General features: G+C 44.6%; 17 protein-coding genes. 8 read left to right on the top strand and 9 right to left on the bottom strand.

Annotated features, from left to right (window positions below; translation table 11 throughout):
* Positions 1-3 precede the first annotated feature (3 nt).
* Complete coding sequence (locus KDW99_RS20285; protein WP_255829328.1) at positions 4-1,827, bottom strand: ABC transporter ATP-binding protein; 1,824 nt, start codon at positions 1,825-1,827, stop codon at positions 4-6.
* A 217-nt stretch (positions 1,828-2,044) separates the two neighbouring features.
* Here KDW99_RS20285 and KDW99_RS20280 point away from each other — a divergent pair, with 217 nt between their 5' ends.
* Positions 2,045-2,968 carry a LysR family transcriptional regulator gene (locus KDW99_RS20280; RefSeq protein ID WP_255827271.1) on the top strand — a complete coding sequence of 308 codons (924 nt, stop codon included), beginning with the start codon at positions 2,045-2,047 and terminating at the stop codon, positions 2,966-2,968.
* A gap of 5 nt (positions 2,969-2,973) precedes the next feature.
* Here KDW99_RS20280 and KDW99_RS20275 read toward each other — a convergent pair whose 3' ends face one another.
* Together KDW99_RS20275 and KDW99_RS20270 are read right to left on the bottom strand one after the other, a co-directional pair.
* Entirely contained in the window at positions 2,974-3,381 is a 408-nt protein-coding gene (locus tag KDW99_RS20275; protein ID WP_255827270.1) for a SufE family protein, read from the bottom strand.
* 6 nt (positions 3,382-3,387) lie between these two features.
* On the bottom strand, positions 3,388-4,605 hold the full coding sequence (locus KDW99_RS20270) for an aminotransferase class V-fold PLP-dependent enzyme (RefSeq protein WP_255827269.1): 1,218 nt from the start codon (positions 4,603-4,605) through the stop codon (positions 3,388-3,390).
* A 207-nt stretch (positions 4,606-4,812) separates the two neighbouring features.
* On the opposite strand from KDW99_RS20270, the gene KDW99_RS20265 reads away from it, so the two are divergent.
* Positions 4,813-6,390: a GntR family transcriptional regulator gene (locus tag KDW99_RS20265; protein ID WP_255827268.1), complete on the top strand. Its 1,578-nt coding sequence runs from the start codon at positions 4,813-4,815 to the stop codon at positions 6,388-6,390.
* A gap of 40 nt (positions 6,391-6,430) precedes the next feature.
* On the opposite strand, the gene KDW99_RS20260 is transcribed toward KDW99_RS20265, so the two are convergent.
* From KDW99_RS20260 to KDW99_RS20250, 3 genes are all read right to left on the bottom strand, one after another.
* A complete protein-coding gene (locus KDW99_RS20260) occupies positions 6,431-7,057 on the bottom strand; it encodes a DsbA family protein (protein WP_255827267.1) in 627 nt (208 codons plus the stop codon).
* A 170-nt stretch (positions 7,058-7,227) separates the two neighbouring features.
* Positions 7,228-8,424, bottom strand: a complete 1,197-nt coding sequence (locus KDW99_RS20255; RefSeq protein WP_255827266.1) for an amino acid aminotransferase — start codon at positions 8,422-8,424, stop codon at positions 7,228-7,230.
* A gap of 299 nt (positions 8,425-8,723) precedes the next feature.
* Positions 8,724-8,918: a PA3496 family putative envelope integrity protein gene (locus KDW99_RS20250; RefSeq protein WP_255827265.1), complete on the bottom strand. Its 195-nt coding sequence runs from the start codon at positions 8,916-8,918 to the stop codon at positions 8,724-8,726.
* A 184-nt stretch (positions 8,919-9,102) separates the two neighbouring features.
* Here KDW99_RS20250 and uvrD point away from each other — a divergent pair, with 184 nt between their 5' ends.
* A complete protein-coding gene (gene uvrD, locus KDW99_RS20245; protein ID WP_255827264.1) occupies positions 9,103-11,316 on the top strand; it encodes a DNA helicase II in 2,214 nt (737 codons plus the stop codon).
* A 182-nt stretch (positions 11,317-11,498) separates the two neighbouring features.
* Here uvrD and KDW99_RS20240 read toward each other — a convergent pair whose 3' ends face one another.
* From KDW99_RS20240 to KDW99_RS20230, 3 genes are read right to left on the bottom strand one after another with little or no spacing between them, the layout of a single operon-like run.
* Entirely contained in the window at positions 11,499-12,131 is a 633-nt protein-coding gene (locus KDW99_RS20240; protein ID WP_255827263.1) for a hypothetical protein, read from the bottom strand.
* Positions 12,132-12,165: 34 nt separating this feature from the next.
* A complete protein-coding gene (locus KDW99_RS20235) occupies positions 12,166-12,333 on the bottom strand; it encodes a hypothetical protein (protein ID WP_255827262.1) in 168 nt (55 codons plus the stop codon).
* 3 nt (positions 12,334-12,336) lie between these two features.
* The gene (locus KDW99_RS20230) at positions 12,337-12,516 is read right to left on the bottom strand and encodes a hypothetical protein (RefSeq protein ID WP_255827261.1); all 180 of its coding nucleotides are present in this window, start codon (positions 12,514-12,516) and stop codon (positions 12,337-12,339) included.
* A gap of 130 nt (positions 12,517-12,646) precedes the next feature.
* Here KDW99_RS20230 and KDW99_RS20225 point away from each other — a divergent pair, with 130 nt between their 5' ends.
* The 5 genes from KDW99_RS20225 (at position 12,647) to KDW99_RS20205 (ending at position 19,156) form a co-directional block, all read left to right on the top strand.
* Positions 12,647-13,714 carry an oxidoreductase gene (locus KDW99_RS20225; RefSeq protein ID WP_255827260.1) on the top strand — a complete coding sequence of 356 codons (1,068 nt, stop codon included), beginning with the start codon at positions 12,647-12,649 and terminating at the stop codon, positions 13,712-13,714.
* A 274-nt stretch (positions 13,715-13,988) separates the two neighbouring features.
* On the top strand, positions 13,989-15,101 hold the full coding sequence (locus tag KDW99_RS20220) for a TRAP transporter substrate-binding protein (protein ID WP_255827259.1): 1,113 nt from the start codon (positions 13,989-13,991) through the stop codon (positions 15,099-15,101).
* Between the two features lie 149 nt (positions 15,102-15,250).
* Complete coding sequence (locus tag KDW99_RS20215; RefSeq protein ID WP_255827258.1) at positions 15,251-16,360, top strand: TRAP transporter substrate-binding protein; 1,110 nt, start codon at positions 15,251-15,253, stop codon at positions 16,358-16,360.
* A 299-nt stretch (positions 16,361-16,659) separates the two neighbouring features.
* The gene (locus tag KDW99_RS20210) at positions 16,660-17,769 is read left to right on the top strand and encodes a TRAP transporter substrate-binding protein (RefSeq protein WP_255827257.1); all 1,110 of its coding nucleotides are present in this window, start codon (positions 16,660-16,662) and stop codon (positions 17,767-17,769) included.
* 277 nt (positions 17,770-18,046) lie between these two features.
* A complete protein-coding gene (locus KDW99_RS20205; RefSeq protein ID WP_255827256.1) occupies positions 18,047-19,156 on the top strand; it encodes a TRAP transporter substrate-binding protein in 1,110 nt (369 codons plus the stop codon).
* Positions 19,157-19,191: the final 35 nt, after the last annotated feature.

Below are 19,191 nucleotides of genomic sequence, written 5' to 3'. Positions count from 1 at the left end.
TTGTTATGATGCGTCAGCAACAAAATGTCCCGGCGCGATTTCTTTGTGAGGCAGGATGCGAGGTTCGTCTCCTACTCGTCTAACAGGGCTTGGAATCTCGCCACTCAAGCGACCTAAATCACGTTTAATGGTTGGATCAGCAATCGGCACAGCGCTAAGTAAACGTTGCGTGTAAGGGTGAGATGGTGTTTCTAGAATTTGTTGGCGAGAGCCAAGTTCGGCCACTTGCCCAAGATACAGTACCGCCACTCGATGGCTCATTTTTTCGACCACAGCCATATCGTGACTGATAAACAAATAGGCGATGCCGTGCTCTTCCTGAAGCTCCATAAAGAGGTTAATGATCTGTGCTTGGATAGACACATCAAGCGCTGATAACGCCTCGTCGGCAATGATCAGTTTAGGGTTTGATGCGAGTGCTCGGGCAATACAAATACGCTGACGCTGACCACCTGAAAACTGATGAGGATAACGTTTAGCATGTTCAGCCGTTAATCCAACTCGCTCTAATAGCTCATGAACTCTTTTCTGAATATTCTTTTCACCGCGAATTAAGTTGTGAGTCTTAATGGGTTCTGCAATGGAGAAGCCAATGGTTTTTCTTGGATCAAGAGATGCTAAAGGATCTTGAAATATGTATTGTATTTCCTGGCGTAAGCGCTGCTTGTCGGCTTTGTTCATAGTGGCAAACGGGTTGCCTTCGAAGCTAATATCGCCGCTGGTGGCATGTTGCAGTTGTTGAATGGTTCGCCCTATTGTTGATTTGCCTGAGCCTGATTCACCGACAAGAGCGAGAGTTTCTCCCCGAAAAATATCAAAGCTAACTTTTTCTACCGCATGCACACGGTGCGTAACGCCGCCAAAAAAGCCTTTTTTACTGTCAAAGCGAGTCACTAGATTTCGTACTGACAATAAAGGACCTTCATCATATTTGGCTGTATCTTGTGTTTTTTCTTCGCCCACAATACGAGACGTTTCTTCGTCCATAATCGTCATAGGAAAACGCTTAGGGAAGGCTTCTCCTGTCATGCTTCCGAGCTTTGGTACGGCGGATAATAAGGCTTTGGTATAAGGATGTTTAGGGTTGGCGAACAGTTCTTTGACGGGCCCTTGCTCGACTTTTTTGCCTTTCCACATCACTACAACGTCGTCCGCTATTTCGGCAACAACTCCCATATCATGGGTGATAAAAATTACCGCCATATCGAGCTCTTTTTGGAGATCGTGCAGGATGGTTAGAATTTGTGCTTGGATAGTGACGTCAAGAGCGGTTGTTGGCTCGTCGGCAATAAGAATTTTAGGTCGACAAGCTAACGCCATGGCAATCATCACGCGTTGGCGCATACCACCAGATAGCTGGTGGGGGTAACGTTTAAGCATGTCTTCAGCGTCTGGAAGTCGTACCATTTTTAATAGTCGGACGCTTTCTTCTAGGGCTTCAGCTTTTGAAACCTTCTTATGCAAAGACAGGGATTCTGAAATTTGATCGCCGATGGTGAAAACAGGGTTCAGCGAAGTCATTGGCTCTTGAAAGATCATTGCAATGTCTTTGCCGCGGATAGAACGCATTTGTTGTTGCGAAAGAGAGAGTAGATCCACTTCGCCCTTTTCTGTGGAAAAGAGGATCCGCCCCGTTGGATAAGATGCTCCTGTTGTGTCTGCTAGACGCATAATGGATTGAGATGTAACAGATTTTCCTGAACCAGACTCCCCAACTATGGCGAGTGTTCGGCCGGCCATGACAGAAAAATTAAGATCATCAATAACGCGAGATTGACCGAATTCCACCGATAAGTTTTCGATGGTCAGTATTGGAGCGGATGGGATGTCTGTCACGAAATAATCCTTACTATCAAAATGCGTTTGGCACAGGCTCTTGGGTTAACTCGCAACCTGATTAAGTGAGTGTGTGATAAAAATACCTAAGTTGTTTTCGAAATTCATATTCTTTGCCTACTTTCATAATGTTTATTTAACTCGATGACTTCCACTTATATTATTGTATGCTTGATAAACAAATGTTATTAAATAAGAGGCTCGCTGTATGAAATTCAGGCAAGTAGAGGCGTTTCGTTACATCATGTTGCGCGGAACGACAGCCGCGGCCGCGGCCGAAATGCATGTTTCTCAGCCAGCAGTGAGCCGTTTGCTCAGTGATCTTGAACATTCGTTAGGTTTTTCTTTGTTCGACCGTCGTAAAGGGCGACTACACCCAACTCATGAAGCGACGGAATTCTTTCGTTCTGTAGAAGAGAGTTTTTTAGGGCTAGAGAAGCTGGAATCGGTGGCGTCAAAAATTCGAACAAGAACGCCAAGTGAGTTAAAAATTGCCAGTACATCGGCGATTGCTACCTCTTTATTGCCACTTGCTTTGCAGGAACACAAGAAATTCTTTCCAGAGGAACGCGTTACCATTCATACCGACAGCATGGCTGAGTTGGTGATGAAACTGCAAACGAGCTCGGTTGATTTAGCTATAGGATTGGAATTGCCCCAATTAATAGGAATTGAACGGGAATTTATTGGTAATGCTCGCTTTGTTTTCGCGGCTCGATCTGATCATCCATTAGCAAAAAAAGAAGTGATTTGTGCACAAGATTTAATCGGCGAAACCGTACTCACCGTGGTCGACAGTTCGCCTGTCTATTGGAGCGAGTTAGGTGGGGTTTTAAATTCCGTAAAATCACAGATCAAACAGCGCATCATGATAGACACATCACATACTGGTTACGCCATGATTGCTGCTGGTTTAGCTGTGGCGGTTTTAGAGCCTTTTGCTGCGCGAGTGTGGGAAGGGAATGGTGTGGTGATTCGTCCGTTTGAACCAGCTATCTATTATCCTTATGGACTGGCGTACCCAACTAATGCTCGACAACATAAGTCTTTATACAGTTTTACTCAGAGTATTCAAAAGGTCGCTAAAACGATGCGTGAGTTTAATAATGACTGTGTTGTGATGCTGAAATAGAAGAATCACATAGCGCTGATTTTATCCAAAATCGCCAATACACCATTGGTTCTGGAGCTGGTGAGGTAACTTGATAAGTTAAGTTTTCCCAGCTCTGACTTTAGGTCCATTTTCTGAATAGCCGCGAGTGTTTTTCCTTCTACCAAGCTCAATATGGCGACCAGCACACCGCGCATAAGTTTGGCGTCGCTGTCGGCTTTGAAATGACGCTGGCCATCTTTTTCTTCAATGATTAGCCAAACCGCGCTTTCGCAGCCTTTTACCTTGTTGTCTTCGGTTTTTTCTTCAGCTGTTAAACGCGTTAGGGTTTTGCTTAGTGTTACCAAGGCTTTGAAGGTTTCTTCTTTACTACGGCAAGCTTGTAGTTGTTCTTTGATGTTTGCAGGCTTTTGTTGATTTAAAGAATCTGTCATTACTTGTTACTCATCATTCAATAAGTCTATGGCTTCTAGCAGTACGTCACAAAAGCGGTTGGCTTCTTCCATGGTGTTGTAGCAGGCAAACGAAGCGCGCAAGGTTCCAGCCACGCCAAGTTGCGCCATTAATGGATGGGCACAGTGGCTGCCAGCTCGAACCGCGACACCTTGGCTATCTAGATAAGCATTTAAATCTAAAGTATGAATATTGGGTACACTTAGAGAAACCAAAGTCGTGTTTTTCTCTGGTGAATAAATATCGATGCCACCTTCTTTGTGAAGACGCGAATAGACATGAGAGGCGAGGGATTGCTCCCAAGCTAGCAAGGCGATACGATCCTGCGCGTTCAGAAAATCACAGGCCGTCGCCAATCCAATAACGCCTTCAATATGCGGCGTCCCTGCTTCCAAGCGATAAGGCAAAACATTGAATTCAGTCGCTTGATAAGAAACATGACGCACCATTTCGCCGCCAGTTTGGTTCGGCATCAAGACTTCCAATGCATGACTTTTGCCATATAACACACCAATGCCAGTTGGTCCGTACATCTTGTGGCCAGAGAAAACATAGAAGTCGCAATCCAGTGTTTGTACATCAACAGGGTAGTGCGCCACGGCTTGAGCGCCATCGACAAGAGTAAACGCGTCTTGTTGCTTAGCATGATCAAGCATGGTTTGCAGAGGTGTGCTGGCGCCAATGGCATTGGAGATCTGCGTTGCTGCAAAAATACGTGTTCTATCGGTGAAATAGTGGCTGAATTCAGGTTCCCATTCGCCATTGGACGTTAATGGCAGAATACGTAATCGAGCGCCAGTGCGAAAGGCCAATTGCTGCCAAGGCACAAGGTTAGCATGATGTTCCAAACTGGTAATGAGGATTTCATCGCCTTTTTCGATCAGGTGTTCTAAGCCAAACGCGACCGTATTGATGGCTTCGGTCGCGCCTTTGGTCCAAATCACATGGCTTTTTTCGGGAGCATTGATAAAGCTTGCCACAGTGTCACGAGCCTGCTCAAAGCGGTTAGTTGCTCGGTCGCTCAGGAAGTGTGCGCCGCGATGGACATTGGCGTTATAGCTGCGGTAATAATCTTGAATGGCATCCAATACTGATAAGGGCTTTTGTGTCGTCGCGGCGTTATCCAAATAGATTAACGGATGATCGTAAGCAGGCTGCGCCAAAATTGGGAATAGGTGACGAAGCGAGGAAGTGTCAAAAGCCATGGATACTCTACTTTATGTTTGAACAATGAGCTGATTTTAACCGATGATAGATTGATTAAAAGCGATGTAATCAGCCTTAAATTGATGAAATTGTACCTTAACCCCCATCAAAATCGTGAATTATTGGGCTTTTACTTGCGTTTTTTAAAGACAGCTATAATGATTGAGAACAGATACTAGATGACAAACTAGAAAAGGTACAAAACGGTGGCGGATTTTTTATATAAAGGTGTGGTGGATTGGTTTTTGGATCAGATGTCACAAGAGGCCATTGTGCCCGGTGACAAAATGCCATCCTTGCGAGCTTTATCGAAACAGTTGGGTCTTAGCTTAAATACGGTCATTCATGGCTATGAGTTATTAAGTGAAGATGGCTGGATCGAATCTCGTCCTAAATCGGGCTACTTTGTTTGTCATCGCAGCGAGACAAAGCCTGCGTTGTTACTGGCGGGTGATAACTTACGTGAGTTGGCTAATGACGGAACCAAGCCTGCTTGGTCGTGCCTAGCCCATCGTGCCGCTTTGGTAGATCAAAGTGACACCTTTTTAAGCCCTGCAGCACGTCAGGAAGACGTAAGCCTTCCTGTCTTAGGCAAAGGTCATTTGGCAGCCCGTGAAGCCGTTAGTGAGCATCTGAAAGGGCTTGGTATCAAAGCGCATGCTTCTCACCTTTGGCTAGGGTATTCGCCTCTAGCTATGTTCACTCAAACCGTGCAAACGCTGACTCAACGAGGCGATAGCGTTTTGGTGTTAACGCCTTGTGATCCCAGAATCACGACCACTTTGCAGAGTTTAGGGCGAAAGGTCATTGCACTTTCTGCTGGCGAGCGCGGTGTCGATCTTGATTTAGCGATTCGCTGCTTGCGTGACAAAGACATACGCCTAATTGTCTTGCCGGGGCAGTTTTCGTTTCCAGCCGGTCAATTGGTGAGTAATTTAAGCTTGCGTCGTTGGTTAGCGATTATCGAAGAAACCAAGTTACCAGTGATTGAGTGGGATTTGTGTTCGCATCTAGCATATCGCGCGGGTTCGATGATGACTTACAAGTCATTGGATTCGTCGGATCAGATTGTTTATATCGGTGGCGTAGAATCAAAAGGTGTAGATCGTTCAGCAAGCTGGTGTTTACCGGGTAAGCATCAAGCCTTGTTAGAAGGGGCTTTTTTAGGCGCAGATATGGCGTTGAGCGATGTGCAGCAGGCCGCTTTGAGTGATGCATTACAGCCAAACAGTAAACGTTCATTAACCAAACGTGCTCGAGACGTTTGGGCGAATTCAGAACGAGTGAAAGCGCATTTGGAAACACGCCTTGGTGAACATGTCAGTTTTGCGGCCAGTAAAGGTGGAATGTCGCTCTGGATGCAATTGTCTAAGCCATTAGACGTTGCCAGCATGACAGCTTTATTAGCCAGTTTTCGCCATGCCATTGTGCCTGGCGCGTTAGTAAGCCATGAAGCGGATGCGAATTACTGGTTAGCAGTGAATGTCACTTTGGACGATGTTGAGCCTTTGGCAAAAGCTTTGGCGGAGCATTTAGTCGTTGATGAAGTTGAGCCAGTTGCAGAGTCTGAAATAGTTGATGAGTCCGAAGAGCCTAGTATTGAAGAAACCGATGAGCAAGCTGAGCAAACCGAAGAAAACGAGCAAACAGAAGACATTGTTGAGTCGATAGAAAGCGATTTAGCGCAACCCGATTCTGAAAAGGAAACCAATAAGTCTCGTAACGCAACAACTGAGCCGCTCTACAATCCCATGCTAGATTTAATTAATCATGACTTTGGTTAAAAGTAGGTAATTAGGTCAATCTATTACTATAAAACAGGCGCTACGATAGCGCCTTTTTTATAGCATTTAGCATGCTTGAATGGTCTTTGTAATCGAGAGGGATTGGCTTGAGCTGATCGCCTACTAGCAAGGCTAACGATGGGAAAGAGTTCAAGCCAAGGTGTCGAGCTTGTTCTATTTCTTCTTCCAATAAACGCTCATTTTTCACGTGTTGCATGGTTTTCTTGAAACCGTCGGCATTCATGCCTATATGCTCAGCGCATTCGATGAGCGTGTCTAAATTTGATGGATTTTTAGCGTTTAAGTAATACGCCTCTTGGATGGCGTGATACATTTCTTCCTCTAGTCCTGTGTCTCTTGCGACATAGCAGGCTCGACATGCAGGATAAGTAGAGCGTCGTGGCGCGGCCGTTCTCCAAAAGTCGAAATTGAATTCTGTTCCCAGCGAGCTTTGAATATTCTGCCAAGTGCCTTCCAGTTTACTTTTCATCTCATCTGACATGGCCACATCGGAATCAATGGCAAGGCCACCCAGCATGGGTTGAATGGTTAATTGATCCGCATCGACCAGATCTTGTAGTGCTTTTTGTAGTTTGATCCAAGTAGGGCGGAATCCCCAACACCAGCTGCACATAGGGTCGTAGCAGTAAATCAGTGTGGCCGTCATGGATAGCTCCTATTAAGGTAGAAAAAAGCGAGCCCATAAGGTAGCAGCCTTTTAGTTAGAAAACAGCAAGGATCAACCAATAAACAAAAACGATGGGTATAAAAAAGCGGCTTCAACACTCAAGTTGAAGCCGCTTTTTTTAAATCACATAATGATGACTAAATATTAGACTAGCCCTTTAAAATTGCGGCGATAGCATCACAAAGTGGTTCCATGTTGTCATGGGTCATGCCTGCTACGCTGATACGTCCTGAGCCAACAATGTAGATGCCGAACTCTTTACGTAGCTGAGCGACTTGATCTGGCGTTAGGCCAGAAAAAGAGAACATGCCTTGTTGTTTGGAAATGAATGAGAAATCTTGGCTAACGCCTTTGATTCGTAGGGTATTCACAAACAAGCTACGCATTTCATGAATACGAGTACGCATGGCTTTTACTTCGCTTTCCCATAGAGCAAACAGTTCAGGGTCATTCAGAATCTCGGCAACAACCGCAGAGCCATGAGATGGCGGATTTGAGTAGTTGGTACGAATGCAGCGTTTGATCTGTGTAAATGTCGCTTCAGCTTGTTCTGCTGTTTCACACAAGATCGTCAAAGCGCCAACACGTTCGTTGTACAAACCGAAGTTTTTAGAGAACGAACTTGCGATTAGCATCTCTGGCACGTGTTCTAAGAAAGTACGCAAGCCCTGAGCATCTTCTTGCAAACCTTGGCCAAAACCTTGATACGCGAAGTCAAACAATGGCAAGAAGCCTTGTTTACTGCAAAGCTTAGCAAGTTGATACCACTGCTCTGGCGTTGGATCTATGCCTGTTGGGTTGTGACAGCAGCCGTGGAACAAGACTACATCGCCTTCAGGAATTTGAGACAAGCTGGCAAGCATGGCTTCAAAGTCTAAGGATTTACTGTCAGCATCGTAGTACGCATAGCTTCCAACTTCCAAACCGACTGATTGAAAAATAGCCTGATGGTTAGCCCAAGTTGGGTTACTGACCCAAATGGTTGCTTCTGGTAAATGTTTTTTAATGAATTCTGCTGCGACGCGTAATGCGCCTGTGCCGCCAGGGGTATGGGCTGTTTGAGCAAGCTGTTTGGTAATAATATTGTGGTCTTTACCAAATAAAAGCGTTTGCACGGCAGATCGATAAGCGGGTGCGCCTTCGATACTTAAATAGCTTTTGGTTTTTTCTTGAGCCAACAAACGTTCTTCTGCTTGTTTGACTGATTTTAAAATAGGCGTATTGCCTAGTTCATCTTTGTAAACGCCAACACCCAAGTTAATTTTATTGGGATTTTGGTCATTTTTATAAGCGTCATTCAGGCCAAGAATTGGGTCTGCTGGAGCAGCTTGGATTTGTTCAAACATGGTAACTCCCCAAGAGGGTTATTTTCTTTTTTTATTATGGATTAGAAGATATTAAAATCAGACTGTATGGTACTCCAACACGTGAGTAACCGCTATAAGTTGGAGAAAAAGGGCAAGAATTAACTGTATAAAATGTAGCTGCTTATTATAAATAAAGCCGCTTTTTTAGGCTGACAGAGTAGTGTCACAACACTTAGATTGCTGAGAGGTGTGTTTTTTAGTGAAAAAGGTACATAGACCTAACCAAACAGCTAGGTCGTATTTAGTTCACTTTAAGTCTCAATCAATCAGGAGGAAAATTAATCGTCCCAGCCGTTTGAGATATCATGGTGCAGACGTTTTTCTTCTAAATGCTGTTCAATTGCACGTCTGGCTTTTAACATACGTGCTGCGTCTTCCTTTTGATTCCGTTCTTTTGTTTCGTTCTCCAAGCTAATGGACGCATGCATTATGTCGGTTTTTACTTCAGTTAATGTTTCAGCAAAATCGCTCATCGTTATACCCTTTTGGACGTTCGACGACATTGAAGTGCATAGATCACTGTCATCGACAGTTAAAAAAAGTCAAAATAGACAGACAACGTATTTTCAAGCTAATAAAAAACCCAAATAGATTAAAAATCAATCTATTTTTACGCGTTTTTTGTGACAAATTTATTAATTATTATGGCGGAATGTAATGGACGTTTCTTTTATCCTCGACTCATTGAATGACAAGCAGCGTGAAGCCGTTGCAGCGCCTCTGCAAAATAGCCTTGTTTTGGCTGGCGCTGGGTCAGGAAAAACCCGAGTCCTAGTGCACCGTATCGCATGGTTGATGCACGCTTACGAATTGTCGCCTTACAGCTTAATGGCAGTAACCTTTACCAACAAAGCGGCTCGTGAAATGCAAGGCCGTATTGAGCAGTTGGTGGGCGTTCCTCCTCAAGGCATGTGGGTTGGAACCTTTCACGGCTTGGCACATCGCTTATTGCGTGCTCATTGGCGTGATGCGGGACTAAAAGAAAACTTCCAGATTATGGACAGCGACGATCAGCTGCGACTCATCAAACGCATCATGCGAGAACTGAACATCGACGATACTCGCTGGCCGCCTAAGCAAGTGTCTTGGTTTATCAACGCACAAAAAGACGAAGGCCGCCGAGCGGCTCATGTGCCAGACAGCCATGACCCTTTTTCCAAAGGCATGCGCGAGTTGTATTACCACTACGAAGAAGCTTGTGAACGTGGCGGATTATTGGATTTCGGCGAATTGTTATTGCGTGCTCATGAATTGATGCTCAGTACGCCGGCGTTGCTACGCCATTATCAAGATCGCTTTCGTCATGTGCTGGTGGACGAGTTTCAAGATACCAACACGATTCAATACGCGTGGTTGCGCATCATGGTGGGCAGTGAAGGTACGATTACTGCGGTAGGCGATGATGACCAATCGATTTATGGCTGGCGTGGCGCGAAAATTGAAAATATTCAAAACTTCACCAAAGATTTTAAAGACGTTGGCACCATCCGATTGGAGCAAAACTACCGTTCAACCGGTCATATCCTGAATGCGGCAAATGGTTTGATCAAACACAACGACGATCGCTTAGGTAAGGAGCTTTGGACAGATAGCGGTGAAGGCGACCCTATTTCTCTTTATGCAGGGTTTAACGAGCAAGACGAAGCGCGTTTTATCATTGGCATTATCAAACAATGGCGTGACAAGGGAACGTCTCTGACGGACATGGCGATTTTGTATCGCTCCAATGCTCAGTCTCGTGTTATCGAGGAATGCTTAGTTAGGGAACAGATTGCTTATCGAATTTATGGTGGGCACAGATTCTATGATCGTCTTGAGATCAAAAACGCCTTGGCTTATGCGCGTTTGGCGTTGGATCCGAATGACGATGGTGCGATGGAGCGAGTTATCAACGTGCCGCCTCGTGGTATTGGTGAACGCAGTATTGGTACGCTACGAGAGTTTGCCCGTGACCATGGTTGCTCTATGTGGCAAGCAGCGCAAGAAATAGTACGTCAGTCCTTAATGGCAGGGCGCGCGACCAATGCCATCAAGGCGTTTTTGCATCTAATTGAAGGCTTGAGCACCACGGTGCAGCAGCCTGATTTGAATCTGAATGATATTTTCGAGCAGATTATCGAGGAAGCCGGCTTGATCCCTTTCCACGAAAAAGAGAAAGGCGAGAAGGGCGAAGCACGGATCGAAAACTTGAAAGAGTTGGTTGGTGCGGCTGGCGGATTCAGTTGGAGCGACGAAGACGAAGAATTTAGCTCTCCGTTGATGGCGTTCTTGGACAAAGCGGTATTGGATGCAGGCGATGCGCAAGCGGACGAATACCAAGATGCCGTGCAGTTGATGACATTGCATTCGGCGAAAGGTCTAGAGTTCCCATTGGTGTTCTTAACGGGCGTAGAAGAAAACATCTTCCCCAGCAAGATGTCTTTCGAAGAACCTGGTCGACTCGAAGAAGAGCGTCGTCTTTGCTACGTGGGCATTACTCGCGCGATGGAAAAACTGTACATCACCTATGCGGAATCTCGTCGTTTGTTCGGTAGTGAATCGTTTAACAGCCCTTCGCGCTTTATCAAAGAGTTGCCACCGGAATGCTTAGAAGAAGTACGTCTTCGCTCTCAAGTAAGTCGTCCTGTGTCTATGCAGCGTCCAGATTACAACTTTGAAAAAAATAAACTGCAAAACAGCAATGTATTAAACAGTTACAAGGCGCCAGAAATCAGCGTCAACATGGGGGATCGAGTCAATCACCCGGTGTTTGGTGAAGGTTTGGTAATCAACTACGAAGGCCAAGGCCCACAAGCACGCGTACAGGTTAACTTCGACGATGAAGGCACCAAGTGGCTGGTGTTGTCGTTTGCTAAATTGGAAGTGCTTTAGGTTTATCTGTTGTGTTATCTCGTTGTTTGATTTGCTTGCGCCTGCTTCGCAAGCTCAGCGCGTCGGCGCAAATCAGACAACGAGATAACTTGCTAAGTTTAGTTAGAAAAAGTGTATATGAGTTTGCTTTTCAAGCCCAGCGCTTAGGCCTCTGGTAATGATACCCAAAATATAGATTCTATCTAATCTTGTTTATCTGGTGGAGTTCTACTTGGATTCGTACAATAAAACTCAAACAAGTAATGCATAAGGCCATTAGCTACGTTTGATTGCCCGATCCAACTAGGTGTTTTGTTTTCTACTTTCAGAATACTTTTTATGTCAGACTTATTATTGACTTGATCATTATTTATCCTACTAGGAAGGTTTATATTTCCTAATTCTGGACATTGTTCTGTATACATGTAGTTATATATTGCTATAACTATATCAGGATCAAGGTTCTTTAAGTTATCCGCCTTATTAAAATTTCCGAACCTGTCTGCTGGTAAAAAAGCGATACCTATGGATGTAGTTTTATTTACCTCTTCCCAAGTTTGATCATTCTCTTGCCAATTATTCGTTCCTGTAAAGAATTGCCATCGCAAGGACTCTTTCTGGGGATCACTTGACTCTATAGACTTGAGTGTTTCAATAAATGCTTGTCGTGCTGTTTTGGCTTCTTCTTTGATCTCATTGGTTTCTATTAAGCTTATAGAAATAAGTTTTAGAATTTCCAAGTAAGCTTGATTCCAGAAGAGGAGATTGTTATTTGGAAGGCTATCTTTAAAAAGAAAAGATATAATTTTTTGATGCTGTTTTTCTATTTTTTGCAATATAGCTAGACTTCTTATCCTAGCTCTTTCTTTTCTAGACTTGGAAATTTCCCAAAAATAGTAGCCCTGCAGTTGCTACACCACCAATACCTGCTGTAACTACTCCGCCAACACTAATATAATCCCAAGCGTTCATTTGGGATGCTGTATTGATCGCTTCTGCGATAGTGTTGGCTATCATTTCAGATGCTGGGTAAGCCATTTATTAATCCTTTAACATATCGGTTGAGGTTTTGAGTTTCGGGACTTCAAGTTCATTATCTGTTCCCCAGCTATTTAGCCATTCATGCACTTCTTTTGCTGCGATAACCTTGCCTTTGGCGACTGACTCTAAAGCATCGAGTGTTTGCTGCCATTCTTTAGTGTTTTTCTTAGTAGATTCCATTGTTCTGCTTTTTCCAATTTCTCTCGTTTGTCCGATTGTAACCTAGTAAATGTTTTTAATTGCGGCAATTTTTTAAAATTGGTTGTAGACTGTTTAGAGTTGTAAGTATTTAGCTGATAAGGAGTGTGACATGGCGATTCGTGTTGGTTTGATTGGTTTTGGTTTGTCGGGGCGGGTGTTTCACGCGCCGTTTGTGATGAATGATCCTGACATGACGATGTCGTATGTTTGCAGTTCAAAGGCGGATGAGGTGAGGGCTGTGCTGCCGGATGTGTCTGTGGTGTCGTCTGCGGAATCTGTGTTTGCCGCGCCGGATGTGGATCTGGTAGTGATCACGACGCCAAATTCTTTGCATTTTGAGCAAGCTAAAGCAGCGCTATCAAACGGCAAACATGTGCTATTGGAGAAGCCTTCGGTGACGAGCCTCGATCAAATAGAGGCCCTTTGTACGCTTGCGAAGCAAAACGGCTTGGTGTTTTGCGTGTATCAGAATCGTCGTTTTGATGGCGATTTCTTGCGTCTTAAAGCGCTGATTGAAAGTGGTGAGCTGGGCGAATTGAAGCATTTGGACTCTCGTTTTGATCGCTTTCGTCCAACAGTACAAACCCGTTGGCGTGAAGAGCCGGGGGTTGGCACTGGAATCTTTTGGGATTTAGGTCCGCATTTACTGGATCAGGCTCTCAGTTTATTTGGGACACCTAAGTGGTTGCATGCCAGTATTGATAAACTACGTGATGGTAGCCAAACACACGATTGGTTTGAAGTAGAGTTGGGTTATGACGATAAACGTGTGCGTTTGGCGTCTACACCGTTTGAAGCGGGAGAAATGCGTAGATTTAATGCTCGATTCTCTCAAGGCGGCTGGCAATGTGTGGGACTAGACCCACAAGAAGAAGCGTTACGGTCGGGACAAATGCCATGGCAAGATGAATTTCCTTCGAAAGCCACTCAGCAAAGAGTTACGCGCTTTGTCGCGCACTCTCAAGATGATATTGAAAGCATTCAAGAAGCGGCTACACAAGGCGACTATGCCGCGTTCTATGCGCAATTACGTGACTCGATTCTTGGTAAAGGTGAGGCTCCGGTTGCCATGGAGCAGGCTTGTCAGTTGATTTATTTGATTTGTTTGGCGGAGCAATCCGCGGAAAGTGGTCAACGCATGTCTTGGAGTTATACGCCACACTTTGGAGCTGAGTAAAATAAGTCTCAAGAAATTGTAAAAAAGAGTTGAGCAAGGTTCCTACAATTCTTATCATCTTCTGCCCTTTTGCTGTTTTATGCGGCAAAAGGGCAATTTTTTGTCTGATCTTATAATAAAAAGGCAATAAAGGGCGGCATCTCGCTAATGCCTTTATTGATCCAATCTCCATGGATGGTGGTGCTTTTTCATCGCTTTCCCATGTCTCAGACACATTTCATCTAGATTGAACATCTACGTTGTTAAAAAGTAACTGGCTCCCTGAGGGAAAAAAATGCGTAATTTAATGGTATTGGGCAAATTGGCGTTTGCTGGTTTGTTTGCTTTGTCTTTGGCCGCTTGCGGCGGATCAGAGAAAGCCGAAGAAACGGCAAAAGTTGAGAAAAAAGTAGAAACGATTCACTGGAAAATGGTCACGACTTGGCCAAAAAACTTTCCAGGTTTGGGCACAAGTGCTGAAGAATTAGCGAAAAACATCACAAAAATGTCTAACGGTCGTTTAGAGATTAAAGTTTACGCGGCAGGGGAGTTGGTCCCTGCTATGGAAGTGTTTGACGCGGTTTCTCGTGGTACAGCACAAATGGGCCACAGCTCGGCGTATTACTGGAAAGGCAAAGCGCCTGCCGTACAGTTTTTCTCGTCTGTACCATTTGGTATGACGGCGCAAGAGTTTAACTCTTGGATTACTTATGGCGGTGGTTTACAACTGTGGGAAGAAGTTTACGCACCCTTTAATATCATTCCTATGGCGGCGGGTAATACTGGCGCACAAATGGGTGGTTGGTTCAACAAAGAGATCAACTCTCTCGCAGACTTCCAAGGCTTGAAAATGCGCATGCCAGGTTTAGGTGGCGAAGTGCTGAAGAAAGTGGGTGCTGTGACTGTGAACCTTCCGGGTAGCGAAATGTTTACCGCTCTGCAAACCGGTACGATTGATGCAACGGAGTGGGTGGGTCCTTACAATGACTTAGCTTTTGGTTTGTACAAAGCTGCGAAATACTACTATTACCCAGGGTGGCAAGAGCCAGGTTCTGCTGTTGAAGCGCTGATTAATAAAGACGCGTTTAATGCATTGCCAGAAGACCTTCAAGAGATCGTTCGTTCTGCAGCACAACAAGCTAATCTGAATATGTTGAGCGAGCTAACAGCGCGTAATAATGCGGCATTGAAAACATTGGTCGATGAACACAATGTTGTGTTGAAAAAGTTCCCGAAAGATCTTTTGGAAGCATTGCGTGTGGCATCTGATGAAACTCTAAAAGAAGTCGCTGCTAACGATCCTATGAGCCAAAAAGTCTATGACTCTTTCACTGGATTTTTAAACTCTGTTAGCGAGTGGCATGATATTTCTGAGCGTGCGTTTATCAACGCTCGCGCAACAGACTAATGCGTTTTAAGAACTAGCAATACTAATAAGCCCTGTTGTCGTTGATAACAGGGCTTATTTTATTCGCCTTTCTTCATTTTTTATTAGATGAACGGTAGGAGGCAAAGCGCTGGTTATTGGTGTAATTCATCGGTTAATGGATACAGTTAATGAATAAAATAAACGCATGGGCGAAGGTTGTTTTCGTCGGGTTAATGGCTGCGGTTTTGGCTGCTTGTGGTGGATCAGAAGAAAAGAAAGCGGCAAATGTCGAGCAAAAAGCCGATGTCATTCATTGGAAAATGGTGACCACTTGGCCGAAAAACGCCCCAGGAATGGGAACGGGTGCAGAAGCGCTGGCGAAGAATATTAAAGAAATGTCTAACGGTCGTTTGGACATTAAAGTCTATGCCGCTGGCGAACTGGTTCCTGCATTAGAGGTGTTTGATGCGGTATCTCGCGGTACTGCGCAAATGGGGCACGGAACAGCGTACTATTGGAAAGGCAAAATTGCTGCGGCACAGTTTTTCTCAACCGTACCTTTTGGTTTTACGGCACAAGAATTTAATGCTTGGATTGCTTATGGTGGTGGTTTACAGCTTTGGGAAGAAATCTACGCGCCTTTTAACTTAATCCCCATGGTTGCTGGCAACGCAGGTGTGCAAATGGGTGGTTGGTTTAACAAAGAGATCAATTCGTTAGCGGATTTCCAAGGCTTGAAAATGCGTATGCCAGGTTTAGGTGGCGAAGTGCTGAAAAAAGTGGGTGCATCACCCATTAACTTGCCGGGTAGCGAAGTGTTCAATGCTCTTCAAACAGGTACGATTGACGCGACGGAATGGGTTGGGCCATATAACGACCTTGCTTTTGGTTTGTATAAAGCAGCGAAGTATTATTATTACCCAGGTTGGCATGAGCCAGGTTCTGCGGTTGAAGTTATCTTTAACAAAGAGGCTTTTGAGGCTTTACCTAAAGATCTACAAGCGATTGCTCGAGCAGCGGTAAAACAAGCTAACTTGGATATGATCAATGAGTTTACGGCGCGGAATAATGCCGCCCTGCAAACCTTGGTAAATGAGCATAATGTGATTCTTAAGCCTTTCCCTCGTGACTTGTTAGAGGCGCTTAAAAAAGCATCTGCTGAGACCCTAGAAGAAGTGGCTGCGGGTGATCCTGAAAGTAAAAAAGTCTATGAGTCGTTCAAGAAATTTTTAGCCCCAGTCAGTGAATGGCATGATGTTTCTGAGCGTGCTTATATCAATGCGCGAGCAGATGATTAAGCTCCCTGTCTTTTAAAACATCTATCTAGTACCACTAAAAGCTCCGTTATCTTTGATAGCGGAGCTTTTTTGTTTTGCATTAATAGGATTAAGAGTGGCTAGACAAAATAAATATCAAAAAGGTCTTGAGCGCTGGCAGCGCAATTCATACTATTCAATACACTTAGTGCATAAAATATGAACTAGAGTTCGAATTTTATCCTTATTTAAGATTCTTGCTCGTACACTATTAGGGTTGTGTTGTTCGTTATATGCACGCTAAGTCCAATAAAAATAACTAGTCTCCTGAGGGATAATCAATGATAGCAATAAAATCGTGGGGCAAACTGGCGTTGGTCGGTTTGGCAGCAGCCACTTTGGTGGCGTGTGGTGGATCAGAAGAAAAAGAAACGGCAAAAGTAGAAAAAGCAGCCGAGATCATTAACTGGAAAATGGTCACCACTTGGCCAAAAAACTTTCCGGGTTTGGGGACGGGCGCTGAAAACCTAGCAAAAAGCATTAATGAGATGTCCAGCGGACGTATCAACGTAAAAGTCTATGCGGCGGGTGAATTGGTTCCTGCTTTGGAAGTGTTTGATGCTGTGTCGCGTGGTACCGCTCAAATGGGCCACGGTGCGGCTTATTATTGGAAAGGCAAAGCGCCAGCGGCTCAGTTCTTTACGGCTGTCCCATTTGGCTTCACCGCTCAAGAAATCAATTCATGGATTCACCACGGTGGCGGTTTAAAACTGTGGGAAGAAATCTACGCGCCATTTAACTTGATTCCAATGGCTGCAGGTAACACGGGTGTACAAATGGGCGGCTGGTTCAATAAAGAGATTAACTCTTTGGCGGACTTCCAAGGCCTAAAAATGCGTATTCCTGGTTTAGGTGGTGAAGTGTTGAAGAAAGTGGGCGGTACGCCAATTAACCTTCCTGGTGGCGAAATTTTCACTGCTTTGCAGTCTGGAACCATCGATGCAACAGAATGGGTTGGCCCATATAACGACTTAGCGTTTGGCTTATACAAAGCGGCTAAATTCTACTACTACCCAGGTTGGCATGAGCCAGGTTCTACGATGGAAGCGATCTACAACAAGGAAGCGTTCGAAGCCTTGCCAAAAGATTTACAGCTTATCGTTCGTGCGGCAACGCGCCAAGCCAATGCGGAAATGTTGGATGAGTTCACCGCGTTGAACAATTCTGCCCTGCAGACGCTGGTTAACGAACATAACGTGACATTGAAGCCTTTTCCTAATGACGTATTGTTAGCTCTGAAAAAGGCCTCAGCAGAAACACTAGAAGAAGTCGCTGCGGCGGATCCAATGAGCCAAAAAGTTTATGATTCATTCAAAGAATTTGGTGCGAAAGTAAGAGCGTGGCATGAAGTGTCTGAACGTGCTTATATCAATGCGCGTGAATTGAACTAAGCGTATTTTATCCCGTTTGATGTAAACTAACTTATTGATCTTAAAGCTCTGTTATCCTTGATGACAGAGCTTTTTTTATTTCTAATGCATTATAAAAGTGGCGCATAAATAAAAGTAAAAAAAGCCTTGAGGCTTGATATTGCTCTTTATACTATTAGAAGCACTTAGTAAATAAGTTATAGCTATAGAGTTGGTTGTCGACTCGTCTTTGCTTAGTTCATGGTATCAAGCAAAGCTTATATAAAAATAAAGTAATTCAGTCTTTTAGGGATAATTAATGAAAACAATAAAAATGTGGGGAAAGCTGGCTTTAGTTGGTTTGACGGCGGCAAGCTTGGTGGCTTGTGGTGGATCTGAAGAAAAAACAACAGCCAAGGCGGAAAAAACGGCTGATGTTATTCATTGGAAAATGGTCACAACATGGCCAAAGAATTTCCCTGGTTTAGGTACAGCGGCAGAGCATTTAGCGGAAAACATTACCGCCATGTCTAATGGTCGTTTGACGGTCAAAGTATACGCTGCAGGCGAACTTGTACCTGCTTTGGAAGTGTTTGATGCAGTATCTCGTGGCACTGCTCAAATGGGTCACGGTGGCGCTTTCTACTGGAAAGGCAAAGCCCCTGCTGCACAGTTTTTCTCTGCCGTTCCTTTTGGTTTTACCGCGCAAGAAATGAACTCATGGCTTCATTATGGTGGCGGCCTCAAATTGTGGGAAGAAACCTACGCGCCTTTCAATCTTATTCCTATGGCGGCAGGCAATACAGGGGTACAGATGGGAGGTTGGTTCAATAAAGAGATCAACTCACTTGAAGACTTCCAAGGCCTGAAAATGCGCCTTCCAGGTTTGGGTGGGGAAGTGCTGAAAAAAGTCGGTGGCACACCGGTTAATTTGCCAGGCAGTGAAATCTTTACGGCGTTACAAACGGGTACTATTGATGCAACAGAATGGGTTGGCCCTTACAACGACCTCGCTTTTGGCTTGTATAAAGCGGCGAAGTTTTACTACTACCCAGGTTGGCACGAGCCAGGTTCTACGATGGAAGCCATTTACAACAAAGACGCGTTTGAGGCTTTGCCAAAAGATCTTCAGCTGATCGTTCGAGCGGCGACTCGCCAAGTGAATGCCGATATGTTGGATGAGTTTACAGCACGTAATAATGCGGCATTAGAAACCTTGGTGAACGAACATCATGTTATTTTCAAAGCCTTCCCAAGGGAAGTCTTGGTAGCATTGAAAAAAGCCTCCGCTGAAACTTTGGAAGAAGTGGCTGAAGCAGACCCAATGAGTCAAAAAGTCTACAACTCATTTAAAGAGTTTAATGGCAAAGTAAGAGCGTGGCACGAAGTGTCTGAGCGGGCTTATATCAATGCTCGTGAGCTTGAGTAACAGAACGTTTTTGAGCAATAAATAAAATTAAGGGC

It is taken from the genome of Marinomonas rhizomae (assembly GCF_024397855.1).
In the GTDB taxonomy this organism is placed as follows: Bacteria; Pseudomonadota; Gammaproteobacteria; order Pseudomonadales; family Marinomonadaceae; genus Marinomonas; species Marinomonas rhizomae_A.
Note: the sequence above shows the minus strand (reverse complement) of the source record. Positions and strands in the feature narration are given on the sequence as shown.

Bases quoted from the DNA above. Each gene is read 5' to 3' on its own strand.
- KDW99_RS20280 (WP_255827271.1), top strand. From the start codon at position 2,045: ATGAAATTCAGGCAAGTAGAGGCGTTTCGTTACATCATGTTGCGCGGA.
- KDW99_RS20275 (WP_255827270.1), bottom strand. From the start codon at position 3,381: ATGACAGATTCTTTAAATCAACAAAAGCCTGCAAACATCAAAGAACAA.
- KDW99_RS20270 (WP_255827269.1), bottom strand. From the start codon at position 4,605: ATGGCTTTTGACACTTCCTCGCTTCGTCACCTATTCCCAATTTTGGCG.
- KDW99_RS20260 (WP_255827267.1), bottom strand. From the start codon at position 7,057: ATGACGGCCACACTGATTTACTGCTACGACCCTATGTGCAGCTGGTGT.
- KDW99_RS20255 (WP_255827266.1), bottom strand. From the start codon at position 8,424: ATGTTTGAACAAATCCAAGCTGCTCCAGCAGACCCAATTCTTGGCCTG.
- KDW99_RS20250 (WP_255827265.1), bottom strand. From the start codon at position 8,918: ATGAGCGATTTTGCTGAAACATTAACTGAAGTAAAAACCGACATAATG.
- uvrD (WP_255827264.1), top strand. From the start codon at position 9,103: ATGGACGTTTCTTTTATCCTCGACTCATTGAATGACAAGCAGCGTGAA.
- KDW99_RS20235 (WP_255827262.1), bottom strand. From the start codon at position 12,333: ATGGCTTACCCAGCATCTGAAATGATAGCCAACACTATCGCAGAAGCG.
- KDW99_RS20230 (WP_255827261.1), bottom strand. From the start codon at position 12,516: ATGGAATCTACTAAGAAAAACACTAAAGAATGGCAGCAAACACTCGAT.
- KDW99_RS20225 (WP_255827260.1), top strand. From the start codon at position 12,647: ATGGCGATTCGTGTTGGTTTGATTGGTTTTGGTTTGTCGGGGCGGGTG.
- KDW99_RS20220 (WP_255827259.1), top strand. From the start codon at position 13,989: ATGCGTAATTTAATGGTATTGGGCAAATTGGCGTTTGCTGGTTTGTTT.
- KDW99_RS20215 (WP_255827258.1), top strand. From the start codon at position 15,251: ATGAATAAAATAAACGCATGGGCGAAGGTTGTTTTCGTCGGGTTAATG.
- KDW99_RS20210 (WP_255827257.1), top strand. From the start codon at position 16,660: ATGATAGCAATAAAATCGTGGGGCAAACTGGCGTTGGTCGGTTTGGCA.
- KDW99_RS20205 (WP_255827256.1), top strand. From the start codon at position 18,047: ATGAAAACAATAAAAATGTGGGGAAAGCTGGCTTTAGTTGGTTTGACG.